Here is an 11,807-nt window from a genome sequence, read left to right as displayed (position 1 = left end):
GCACCCGCCGCACATCGGGTGATCCCCTGATTTCCGCCCGGGGTTGATCGGGGATGCGACCCTCGACCCCGAGATCGAGGGCACAGAAACAGGGGTGAACCCCGATGTCCGGATTCGTCGCCCGTGGGAACATCGAGGAGTGAGTGGAACGGAGGTGGAGCCTGCCCCGCGGCTGGTACGACGGGACGGCGGCCGGGTGGTCGCCGGGGTCGCCGGCGGCATAGCCGACCATCTGGGGGTCGACGTCTTCCGCGTCCGGATCGTGTTCGTGGTGCTCGCCGCGCTCGCCGGCGCCGGGGTCGCGGCCTACGGTCTGCTCTGGTTCTTCTGCCCGCCCGGCAAGGACACCGCACCGCCCGCACCGGGCGAGCGCAGGCAGTCACTCGGACTCGCGGTGATCGGGCTCGTGGCGATGTCGGTCGTCGGCTTCGCCGCGTCGGGCACGCCCGCGGAGTATCTGGTTCCGTTCGTTTTCATCGCCATCGGCGCGAGCCTGGTGTGGCGCGAGTTCGACACCTCACATCGGGCGCCGCGCGCTCCGCTGCTGACCTGGACACGGTTGATCGGCGGTGTGCTGCTGGTGGTCGGCGGGCTCGTGGTGATCGTCCTCGCCGGCGACCGCAGTTTCGGCGGACTCAACTCGACGATCCTCGCGGTGGTGGCGACCCTGATCGGTGTCGTACTCCTCACCGTGCCGCTGTGGATGCGGATGTGGCGGGCTCTCAACGAGGAACGTGCCGCACGCATCCGCAACGCCGAACGCGAGGAGATCGCCTCGCACCTACACGATTCCGTGCTGCAGACCCTCGCTCTCATCCAGAAGAAGGCACATCGCCCGGAGGAGGTCGCGCGCCTCGCCCGCAGTCAGGAACGCGAGCTCCGTGCGTGGCTGTTCGGCGACCCCGCCCAGGAACGTGGTTCGCTCGCCGCGGCGCTGCGCAGCGTCGGCGCGGAAGTCGAGGACGCCTACGGGGTCGACGTCGAGATCATCACCGTCGGCGATCTACGTCCCAGCGACGCGCGCGATGCCAAACGCTGGTCGGCGCTGGCGGGTGCGACCCGTGAGGCGCTGGTGAACGCGGCCAAGCATTCCGGGGAGCGCACCGTCGACGTGTACAGCGAGGTGACCGAGGATCAGGTCGAGGTGTTCGTCCGCGACCGCGGCGTCGGCTTCGATCCGGACGTCATCGACGAGGATCGACAGGGCATCAGCCGGTCCATCCGGGCGCGGATGGAACGCATGGGTGGCCGTGTGGCGATCACCTCGAACCCCGGACGCGGCACCAACGTCGCGCTCACGATGCCGCGCATCGACGGTGTGTCGGTGGTCGAGGAAGCAGGCGACTCCACGGCATCCCCGGTAGAACAGGCAGAGAACGAATCGACGGATGACCGGAAGGTGAGATGACCCCCGAGCAGACCCCGAACCCGACGGACACGACGACCGACGCCCCGGCGTCGACCTACACCGTGTACCTCGTCGACGACCACGCCGTGTTCCGTTCCGGAGTGCGCGCGGAACTGGCCGACGAGTCGGGACTACGTGTGGTCGGCGAGGCGGGCACCGTGCCGGAAGCGATCGCCGGGATCGTTTCCACCGCACCGGATGTGGTGCTCCTCGACGTCCACATGCCCGCCGGCGGCGGGGTCGCGGTGTTGCGGGGTGTCCTCGACCGGCTCGGTGCCGATGCGGAGAACGCGCCGGTCTTCCTCGCCCTGAGCGTCTCCGACGCCGCCGAGGACGTGATCGCGACGATTCGGGCCGGCGCCCGGGGGTATGTCACCAAGACGATCGACGGCGCCGAACTCGCCGATGCGGTGCGCCGGGTCGCGGAGGGTGACGCGGTGTTCAGCCCTCGGCTGGCCGGGTTCGTGCTCGACTCGTTCACCGGTAAGTCGTCGGCGCCCGAACCGCCGCTGGACCCCGAACTCGACTCCCTCACCCGCCGTGAGCTCGAGGTGTTGCGACTGCTGGCCCGCGGCTACACCTACCGGGAGATCGCCGAGGAACTCTTCATCTCGATCAAGACCGTCGAGACGCACGCGTCGAACGTGCTGCGCAAGACCCAGCAGTCCAACCGGAACGCGCTGACCCGCTGGGCGGCCACGCGCCACATCGGCTGATCCCGCGGGAGCGTTTACCTCCCGCGGGCGCTATCCGGTAAGCGGGAAGGAATCGGCCACGCGGGAGCTGCGGCGCATTCAACTCCAAAGCCCTAGCGCAGCAGCGCGATCGCCAGGACCACGAGCACTGCCAGCACAGCGAAGAACACGAACACCGACACCGCGAGTGCGGTGCTCGAGGTCGCGGAGTTGCGGGTCGGTTCTCCGTAGCCGGGGTTCATCGGCTGACGGTGGGGCGACGACGACTGGGACGTCATCGAATACGGCGGCGTCGACATCAGGGTCGGGGAGTGGTGCTCCTGGCGGGTGTGTGGGATGTCGCGTGAGCCGCGGTCGCCGGCCAGGGTCGGGGCGTAGGGCGGCAGCGTCGCGCCCGCCACCGGGCGGTGAGGCCCTGTGGTCGACGATCGGTTGTTGCGCTGCGCCCACACGGGCGTACCGGCGCCGGGGCGGGTGATGAGTCCGGTGAGTACCTGGTCCTTGGTGCCGCGCGAACCCGCCGCGAACGCGGTGAGGGCATCGCGTGCCTCGGCCATCGTCGGCCGCTTCGTCGGGCTCGGTTCCAGCAAGCGCAACAGGACCGGTTCGAGGTCGCCGGCCTTGGTCATCGGATTGATCCGCGCACGAGCGACCTTGTGCAGCAAGGCGATCGAGTTGTCATCGACGCCGAACGGCGGCTGACCTTCGACCATCGTGTAGATCGTGGCGCCCAGCGAGTAGACGTCGGAGGCCTCCATCGGCTCCGCGCCGCGAGCCACCTCGGGCGCGAAATAGGCTGGGGTGCCGGTGATCACGCCGGTCTGGGTGAGGGTGACGTCGTCCTTGGCCCGCGAGATACCGAAGTCGGTGATCTTGACGAGCCCGGCGTTGCGGCCGCCCTCGGCGATCAGGATGTTGCCCGGCTTGATGTCGCGGTGCACGATCCCGGCAGCGTGGGCCTCGACCATCGCGTCGGCCACCTGCGCGCCGATCTGGGCCGCTTCCCTCGGCTCGAGTGTTGTTACGGCGTGCAGGATCTGGGCGACGCTGCGCGACGGCAGGTATTCCATCACCAGCCACGGCTCGCCGCGGTCGAGGGCGACGTCGTGCATCGCGATGGCGTTGCGATGGGACAGCTTCGCCGCGATGCGACCCTCGCGCATCGCGCGCTTGCGGACGTTGTCCGCGGAATCCTCGGTGAGGCCCTCGGTGGAGACGACCTGCTTGACGGCCACGTCGCGATCGAGGAGTTGATCGCGGGCCAGCCACACCGTGCCCATGCCGCCGCCGCCGATCCGCGACTTCAGGCGGTATCGGCCGGCCACCAGGTACTGGGGACCTGGGGCATGATGGGTTCCGACGGACGGTGGCATACGGCGATGATAGCCGCGAGGGCTCGTCGGCGGGCACCGCGCTTGACAGTGTGATCGCACATGTGTTCGACTCGCTCTATGCGATGGTCCGAGCAGGCGGTCGAGGTCGACGACGGGGCGCTCCCCGGGCTGAGCCGCTCCGGCCTGGTGCGGTCGGTGCGAACACCCGACTTCGAGGGTGTCACCTTCCACGAGGTGCTCGCGAAGAGTGCTCTCAATCGTGTCCCGGAAGCGTCTCATCTCCCGTTCCAGTTCACCGTCAACACTTTTCGCGGATGCACTCACGCGTGCCGCTATTGTTTCGCCCGGCCGACGCACGAATACCTCGACCTCGATGCAGGCAAGGACTTCGACTCCCAGGTGGTCGTGAAGCTGAACGTGGCCGCGGTGCTGCGCAAGGAGCTCAAGCGTCGCTCGTGGACGCGGGAGACCGTCGCGCTGGGCACCAACACCGACCCGTATCAGCGCGCGGAGGGCCGGTACAAGCTCATGCCGGGGGTGATCTCCGCGCTCGCGGAGTCCCGGACGCCGTTCTCGATCCTCACCAAGGGGACGCTGATCCGGCGCGATCTGCCTCTGCTGCGGCAGGCGGCGGGCCAGGTCCCGGTGAGCATCGGCATCTCGCTGGCCATCATCGATTCGGATCTGCAGAAGAAGATCGAACCCGGCACCCCGTCGCCGCAGGCCAGACTGTCGTTGATCCGCGACCTCGCCGATGCCGGCCTGGCGCCGCACGTGATGGTCGCACCGGTCATCCCATACCTGACGGATGCGAAATCGCATCTCGACGAGCTGCTCGGGGCTCTCGCCGACGCGGGGGCATCGGGTGTGACCGCGTTCCCCATGCACCTGCGGTCCTCGACCAAACCGTGGTTCCTGGAGTGGCTGGCCGAGGAACACCCCGCCCTGATCCGTAGGTATCGCGGACTCTACGGGCGCGGTGCCTACGTGACGCCGGAGTACTCGTCGTGGCTGCGGGAGCGGATGCAGCCCTTGGTGCAGCAGCATGGGCTGGCGGGCTCCGGTGGTCTGCGGCAGTCCGGCTCGGACGCGGGATCGCCCGGGTCGGTGGCCGCACCCGAGCTGCAGCACGCGCTCACTCTGTTCTGACTCTCTGCTGCCTGAGGTGCGAGAGCGAAGCGAGCTGCCCCCGCTGCCTGAGGTGCGAGCGAAGCGAGCCACGAAGGCCTGGTGAGATGACGTCACCAGGCCTTCGTGGCTCGTCGCTTGCGCTCCTCTCACCTCAGGCAGCGGGGTTGGTGTTCGCACCTCGGGGTCTGTGGCGAAAGTTGCGCCAGTGCAACGTGTTACACCTGTTCGTGGGTCGCCGATGGGCGTCGGTTGACGCTTGTCGGTGGGTGGTTCTACTCTCTGGTTATCGAAACAATGTTCGAATGATCGGCGGACGAGATCACCCTCTCGGATCATTCCCACAGCGGTTCGAGGACCAGATGGCGCAGCACCTTCCCGGCTCGCTCGAGTACCACCACGCGACTGGAGAGTGTCATGGATGTGTCGTCCCGTGTCATGGATGTGTCGTCCCGTACGGATGAATTGGCCGGACTCCGCCGACGCATGGCGGCGATGTCCGGACGCCCCGACCGGCCTGTGGTGGAGACCCGCGACCCGGCCGCCGGCGTGCTGCCGATTCCGGAGCCGTTGTCGGAGATATTGCCGCACAACGGGATTCCGCGCGGTACGGTCGCCCGGTTCGACGGCGCCAACTCGTTGCTGGTCGCGATGATCGCGTCGGTCACCCGTGCGGGCGGCCAGGTCGGGATCGTCGGGATGCCCCGGCTGAGCCTGCTCTCGGCGGTGGAGATGGGTGCGGACCTCTCGCGCATCGCCACCATCCCCGACCCCGGCATCGATCCGGTGGAGGTGGCCGCCGTCCTGCTCGACGGCATGGACCTGGTGGTGCTCGGCCGTGTGGGGCCGGGTACGGCGGATGCGGTGCCCCCGTCGCGGGCACGCGTGGTGATGGGACGCGTCCGCAAGCAGTCGTCGGTCCTGCTGGTCGCCGGGGGCACCTGGCCGGGTGCGCAGCTGAACATCGAGGCGCGGGTGCTCACCTACCGGCACAGTCCGTTGTTGTCCGGCGCCACCGACCTCGACACCGCACGCAGTGGTTACGGCCGCATCGGCGGGATGAGACTGCAGGTAACGGCATCGGGACGCGGCCGGCAGACGCAGAGCACCGAGGTCGATCTCCTGGCGCGAGGCCAGGGGGCCGATCGCTCGGTGGAGATGGTCTCGACGACGAGCACTCGTCCGATCCTCGCGGTCGCGAACTGATGACACGGCAGGAACCCACCAGGCGGACCCTCGCGCTCTGGTGCCCGGACTGGCCGGCGATGGCGGCGGCCGCCGAGGCCGATCTGCCGCCGCTGCATCCGGTGGCGGTGCTGTCGGCGAATCGGGTGGTGGCCTGCTCGTCCACCGCCCGGGCCGTCGGCGTCCGACGCGGCATGCGCAAACGCCAGGCGCAGGCACTCTGCCCGGAGATGACCGTCGTCGCGGCCGACGAGGTCCGCGACGGTCGGCTGTTCGATCCGGTGGTGGCCGCGGTGGCCGAGGTGATCCCGACCCTCGAGGTGCTCCGGCCCGGTCTGCTGGTGATCCCCGGAGACCGGGCGGCGCGCTACTTCGGCGGCATGGAGGCACTCGCCGAGGAACTCGTCGACATCGTGTCGGCCTGCGGCATCGAATCGCAGGTCGGCATCGCCGACGAGATCTTCACCGCGGTCCTCGCCGCGCGGCGCGGCCATCAGGTGGAGCCGGGCGGGGACCGGGCCTATCTCGCCGACCGGCCCATCGCCGACCTCGCCCTCGAACCGAGCATGAGCGATCCGTCGCGTGCCGAGCTGGTGGATCTGCTGCGGCGCCTGGGGATCGGCACCATCGGCGCATTCGCCGAGATGGACATCGCCGACGTGGCGACCCGTTTCGCCCGGGACGCGGTGCTCGCGCACCGTCTGGCCAACGCGTTGCCGGGTCGAGTGCCGTCGGGCCGCCACCTACCGGCCGAACTGGACGTCGACCACACCTGCGATCCGCCCGTCGACCGCATCGACGCCGCGGCGTTCATCGGCCGCACCCTCGCCGAGAAGCTCCACCGGCGCCTGCGCGACGCCGCCGTTGCCTGCACCCGACTCACCATCGAGGCGACCACCGAACGCGGACAGCAACATTCGCGGACGTGGAACTGTGCGCAGCCGCTGACCCCGGAGACCACCGCGGACCGCATCCGATGGCAGCTGGAGGGCTGGCTGACCGGTGGCCGACGGGGGAACGGACGGACGAGAGGCCAGGCCAAGGACACCCGCCCCGACTCGCCGATCGTGCGCCTGCGGCTGGAGCCGGTGGAGGTCGTCGAGGCCGGTTCCCTGCACTACCAGCTCTCGGACACCCTCAACGGTGGCTCGGCGGTCGACCCGGACGTCGAAGAACGCGCCCGACGCTCCCTGGTCCGCATCCAAGGCCTGCTGGGGGGTGATGCCGTGCGCATCCCGGTGCTCAGCGGCGGCCGCGGTCCGGCCGAACGAATCACGATGGTGTCCCTCGGTGACGAGCGGACACCGCGCCGCGACCCCTCCGCGCCGTGGCCGGGCCACCTGCCGCAACCCACCCCGACCATGCTGGTGGAGACGGCGATCAGCGTGCTCGACGCACTCGGTCAGCCGGTGCGGGTGACCGAGCGGGGAGCGTTCACCGCCGAACCGGTGACCGTCCGGCTGTCGGGGTCGCCGGGTCGCGGGAAAGGTCGAAAGGCGAGCTGGGGACTGTGCTGGTGGGCCGGACCGTGGCCGGTCGGCATGGAACGGGCATCCGCGGCGGGGGCCACGGAGCTGACCGCCCGGGCGCAGGTCCTGCTCGACGACTCACGTGCCCTGCTGCTCTGTTATCGCGGCGGGGAGTGGATCGTCGAAGGGGTCTACGAGTGAACCGGTTTCGTCGGGCTGACGGATCGAGGTCGCGGTGGCACCCTCGGTCGCATGGCACGAACCTGGTTGTCAGTGACAGTGGAACTGCTCGGCGGACGGGGGCAGGAACTATGGCCGTATCCGGGAAGGGTCTTCGCGATCGGGCCATCGCACACCTTCATCGATCTCGCGTTCTCCATCAACACCGCGTTCGCGCGGTGGGACCTCGCGCACCTGTCGATGTTCACTCTTGACGACGGACGTGTGGTCACCGACCTCGAGACGGCTGCTGAGATGACCGGAGGAAGCCACGGTCCGCTCCGGGAGGTGGTGGACATCGACTCGGCCAAGGTGGTCCGGCTCGTGAAGCCCGGAAGCGAGTTCCGGTACGTCTTCGATCTGGGTGACGACTGGACGCACTGCTGTTCGGTGGCCACGCAGAAGGTGGATCCGGTGGAGGTGTTCGGGTTCCGGCCCGACAGCCCACTCCCGAATTGGGGCTGGGGCGACATCCCTGATCAGTACGGGCGTCGATGGGCAGATGAAGACGGTAGAAATCGAGCACCTCGGCGCCCCGGCAGCCCACACCCGATGTTGGCCGCTCTGTGGCCCGAACAGCGTGTGATCAAGGAGGTCGACCTGGCGGAGGTGCGGGCTGCGATCGCTACGTCGGACGCCACCCGCTTTCTCGACGCGGTCGACGGTTGCGAGGTCGACGATGTCCTTCAGCAGATCGGAGCCGGAATCCCCGCGGCGCTCGAGTCGTTACGTGAACGCGTTGAGCCCGTGGCGCTGTCGATCGTCAACAGGCTGACGCGCCGTGGCCTGCCCGGCGACGCCGAACTGGCCGCGGACCTGCTGGCGTGTCTCCGCCGTGAACCACTGCCTGGCCGCGTCGTCCCGGTGGATCTGGAGATGCTGTGCGGTGAGATGGAGACCGATCCGAACCGCTCGGCGGGCGGCTACATCGACCTACAGACGGGCGACGTCTACAACGACGAGTTGATGGATCCGGACATGGTCGGGGAGGGCAACAGCGTCGACGTAGAAGATGACCCAGATCGCTGGCTTGCGTTCGAATGCATCGGATCTCCCGATGCTTGGCAGGACATGGCGGACTTCACCGAACGGCAGAGCGATCCGCAGTTGCGGGTCCAGTTAGAGCGGGCGATCGAAGGTCGTGGTGCCTTTCGTCGGTTCCGTGACCTCGTAGACGAATTGGATCTGCATACACAGTGGTACGCATTTTCGACAGACCGCAAGTTCGGGCGTGCGCGAAAATATCTTGCGTCGAAAGGTGTTCGCGTCGGATGAGAGTCAGCTGTTCCGTCCCCGCGCGATGACCGGCCAGCGGGTGTCCGAGCCGTCGATCGCCACCAGTTCGTCGACGAGGTTGACCGCGTTGCACACGTGATTCGGCACCACGCGGACGAAACTCCCGATACCGGGGATGCGCTCGTCGGACGCCCCGGCCGGGAACTCCACCACCGCATGATGTTCCGACAGCATCACGATGCGGGCGTCGTGATGATCGAGGAGCCGGCCGTACCCGGTGGCCCAGGGGGCGCGGTCGGCGCCGAGGATCTTGCTGCCCGCGTCGAGGACGATCCGGTGGTTGTCACGGCGCACCACGGTCGCGACCGCGGTCAACGAGACGTCGCCGAAGCCGCACGAGCCGATCTCCACCTGCTGTGCGTCGTTGAACGGGTACACGCCTGGCCGGATCTCGGTCAGGACGTTCGCCTGCTCGGCGTCGAGCAGGCCGACCGTCGGGGTCGAGCCGCCACTGCGTATGCGCGGTTCGATTCCGTTGGTGCGCAACCCGTCGGCCGCTGTCGCCAGTGCAGCCAGCTCCTGGGCGGCGGCGTCGCGTCGGGTGTCCCCGAGACCATAGGAGTGGCCCGGGAAGGTGAACACGCCGATCACGTCGAGTCCCTCCGCGGCACCCGCGGCGCTGACCGAACCGGCCAGTTCGGGGGTGACGCCGGTGCGGTGCTGGCCGGAGTCGACCTCGACTAGCACCTGTATGGGCGCCGAACCCACCGCCGACGCGAGATGCCGTGCGCCGGCGAGGGAATCGATCCCCAGTCGGAGGGTGACCCGCTCGGCGAGGGCGCGCAGCCGAGCTGCCTGACCGGCGGTCGGCCACAATGGGTACGCGATGAAGATGTCGGTGCACCCGGTGATCTCCGCGGCGTCGGCGAAGGCCTCGGCCTCGCCGATGGTCGCCACGGTCAGGCCGACCGCGCCGTGCTCGATCTGCAGGCGGGCGATCTCGGCGCATTTGTGGGTCTTGGCGTGCGGCCGCACGTCGACCCCGAGGCTTCGGGCTGCTCCGGCGAGGGTGGCGAGGTTGTGGTCCAGGCGGTCGACGTCGACCTCGAGGTACGGGGTGTCGATCACGCGTCGCGCCCACCCGAACGGCGGGCCCGCCCCATCGCCGCCGCCGACTCACCGAACAGCAGATACTCCTGATGCAGGATGCGGGTGGTCAGATCGGGGGTGAAGCGGTGCCCGATCTCGGCGATCGTCCCGACGACCGAGCTGACCCGCTTGGGCCGGTCGACGATCGCGTGCAGCACGCGGGCCGCGGCCTTGTCCACATCCCAGGTGCCGGGCTGGTTGTCGTAGACCTCGGTGGGCGAGATCATCCGCGTCTTCACCAGCGGCAGACGGACATTGGAGAACGTGACGTGGTCGGAGACCGTCTCGGTGCCGGTGACGTCGCTGAACGCCTCCAGCGCCGCCTTCGACGCCGCGTATGCACCGAAGCGCGGTCCGCGGGACTGCACCGCGATCGAGGTCACGTTGACCACATGTCCCGACCTCCGGGCCACCATGTGCGGCAGGAGTCCGAGGATGAGGTTGACCGCGCCGAAGTAGTTGACCGCCATGACCCGGTGGTAGTCGTGCGAGCGTTGCACCGAGTTCACGGTGGCGCGTCGGATGGACCGGCCGGCGTTGTTGACCAGCACGTCCACGTGACCGTGCTCGGCAAGCACCGACTTGACCAGCGCGTTGACCGACTCCTCGTCGGTGATGTCGCACTGGTAGGCCACCGCACGACCCGGTGGGATGCCCTTCTTGCTGGTCGTCGAATTCAATTCGTCTGCGGCGGCATCGAGTTCCTCGGCAGACCGGGCCACGATCATCACGTTGGCGCCGCGGGCGACACACATCCGGGCGGTGGCCTTGCCGATACCGCTCGACCCGCCGGTGATCAGGATGTTCTTGCCCACCAGCGGACCCCGGGGGTCACGGCGCCGGTTGCGGGAGCGATCGAGGTGGGCCGACCAGTACTGCCACAGGCCGGGTGCGTACTCGGTGAAGTCGGGAACGCTGATCCCTTGCTCGTGGAGGACGGCGAGGGTGGCGTCGGAGGAGAAGTCCACCGGCAACGACACCGCGTCGAGCACCGCCGACGGGATACCCTGTTGGGCGGCAATAAGATTGCGGCCGACGCGAGCGGGTCCCATGGCCGACAGGGCCAGCGCGGGCTCGACCACCGAGTGCGGGATGACGTCGAAACCGCGAGGTGCCCCGAACGCCGGGGCGAGTGCGTTGTACATCTCGGTGGTGGTCAGCGAACGTCGGTCGCCGAGGTGGAACACCAGCCCGCTGCGTTCGGGGTCCACGGCGATGAGCGCGACCATCGCGGCGGCGACGAAGTCGACGGGCACCATGTTGAGCTTCCCGAGGTCGGGCATCGGCAACCGCAACTTCGACGGCAGATGGCCGAGCGCAGTGAGGTGACCGAAGAAGTAGTAGGGGCCGTCGATCTTGTCCATCTCACCGGTTCGCGAGTCGCCGACCACGATCGAGGGCCGGTACACCCGCCACCGCAGGCCCTCGCGTTCGCGGACGACCCGCTCCGCCTCGAACTTGGTCCGGTGGTACGCCGTCGGAAAGCCCTGGCCGACCTCGAAATCGGCTTCGGTGAACCGGCCGCGGTGATCGCCGGCCACGGCGACCGAGGACACGTGGTGGAACAGGGCGTCGTGGGCGATGGCGAAGTCGGCGACGCGAGAGGTGCCGATGACGTTGGCCGCGCGCTGTGACTCGGCGTCGGCGGCCATGTCGTAGATCGCGGCGAGGTGGACCACGTGGTCGAACTCCGGCAGGTCATGCGCGTCGAGGCCGAGACCCGGGCTGGTCAGATCCCCGACGACCGGGGTCACCCGGTCGGTGGCTCCGAGCTCGTCGAGCAGGGCGTCGAACGCCGATCGGGAGGATTCTCGCACCAGGGCGTGGATGGTCGCGTCGGGGTCGACGGTCAGGAGTCGATCGATGACGCGCCGGCCGATGAATCCGCTGCCTCCGGTGATGAAGTAGCTGGTCATGTAGGGATCCCATCATGTGAGCGGGCGTGGGCCCGCTTGATGTCCTCGTCCCCCCGGATGGGAGATGG

The 11,807-nt window shown here is 68.7% G+C and carries 9 protein-coding genes; 6 read left to right on the top strand and 3 right to left on the bottom strand.

Annotated features, from left to right (window positions below):
• The first annotated feature begins 139 nt into the window (after positions 1 to 139).
• Positions 140 to 1,408 (top strand): ATP-binding protein, encoded by a 1,269-nt coding sequence (locus tag GONAM_RS06530; protein ID WP_040535578.1) that lies wholly within the window; start codon positions 140 to 142, stop codon positions 1,406 to 1,408.
• Positions 1,405 to 2,124, top strand: a complete 720-nt coding sequence (locus GONAM_RS06525) for a LuxR C-terminal-related transcriptional regulator (RefSeq protein WP_006865978.1) — start codon at positions 1,405 to 1,407, stop codon at positions 2,122 to 2,124. Before GONAM_RS06530 ends, GONAM_RS06525 begins: the two co-directional genes overlap by 4 nt.
• 92 nt (positions 2,125 to 2,216) lie before the next feature.
• Here GONAM_RS06525 and GONAM_RS06520 read toward each other — a convergent pair whose 3' ends face one another.
• Positions 2,217 to 3,476: a serine/threonine-protein kinase gene (locus tag GONAM_RS06520; protein WP_040535576.1), complete on the bottom strand. Its 1,260-nt coding sequence runs from the start codon at positions 3,474 to 3,476 to the stop codon at positions 2,217 to 2,219.
• Between the two features lie 78 nt (positions 3,477 to 3,554).
• Between GONAM_RS06520 and GONAM_RS06515 the strand changes: the two genes are divergently transcribed.
• The 4 genes from GONAM_RS06515 to GONAM_RS06500 all read left to right on the top strand — a co-directional run bounded on the left by GONAM_RS06515 (position 3,555) and on the right by GONAM_RS06500 (position 8,713).
• Positions 3,555 to 4,586, top strand: coding sequence for an Rv2578c family radical SAM protein (locus tag GONAM_RS06515; RefSeq protein ID WP_006865976.1), 1,032 nt, complete (start codon positions 3,555 to 3,557; stop codon positions 4,584 to 4,586).
• Positions 4,587 to 4,982: 396 nt separating this feature from the next.
• Complete coding sequence (imuA', locus tag GONAM_RS06510; protein WP_006865975.1) at positions 4,983 to 5,771, top strand: DnaE2-dependent mutagenesis accessory factor ImuA'; 789 nt, start codon at positions 4,983 to 4,985, stop codon at positions 5,769 to 5,771.
• Positions 5,771 to 7,420, top strand: coding sequence for a DNA polymerase Y family protein (locus GONAM_RS06505; RefSeq protein ID WP_006865974.1), 1,650 nt, complete (start codon positions 5,771 to 5,773; stop codon positions 7,418 to 7,420). The genes imuA' and GONAM_RS06505 overlap by 1 nt, the downstream gene beginning before the upstream one ends.
• Positions 7,421 to 7,663: 243 nt before the next feature.
• Positions 7,664 to 8,713, top strand: a complete 1,050-nt coding sequence (locus tag GONAM_RS06500; protein ID WP_245548584.1) for a UPF0158 family protein — start codon at positions 7,664 to 7,666, stop codon at positions 8,711 to 8,713.
• Positions 8,714 to 8,716: 3 nt separating this feature from the next.
• Here GONAM_RS06500 and GONAM_RS06495 read toward each other — a convergent pair whose 3' ends face one another.
• A complete protein-coding gene (locus GONAM_RS06495; RefSeq protein WP_006865972.1) occupies positions 8,717 to 9,802 on the bottom strand; it encodes an alanine racemase in 1,086 nt (361 codons plus the stop codon).
• Positions 9,799 to 11,739: an SDR family oxidoreductase gene (locus tag GONAM_RS06490; RefSeq protein ID WP_006865971.1), complete on the bottom strand. Its 1,941-nt coding sequence runs from the start codon at positions 11,737 to 11,739 to the stop codon at positions 9,799 to 9,801. Before GONAM_RS06490 ends, GONAM_RS06495 begins: the two co-directional genes overlap by 4 nt.
• Positions 11,740 to 11,807 lie beyond the last annotated feature (68 nt).

Source organism: Gordonia namibiensis NBRC 108229 (genome assembly GCF_000298235.1).
Taxonomy (GTDB): Bacteria; Actinomycetota; Actinomycetes; order Mycobacteriales; family Mycobacteriaceae; genus Gordonia; species Gordonia namibiensis.
This window is presented reverse-complemented; position numbering and strand designations above follow the sequence as displayed.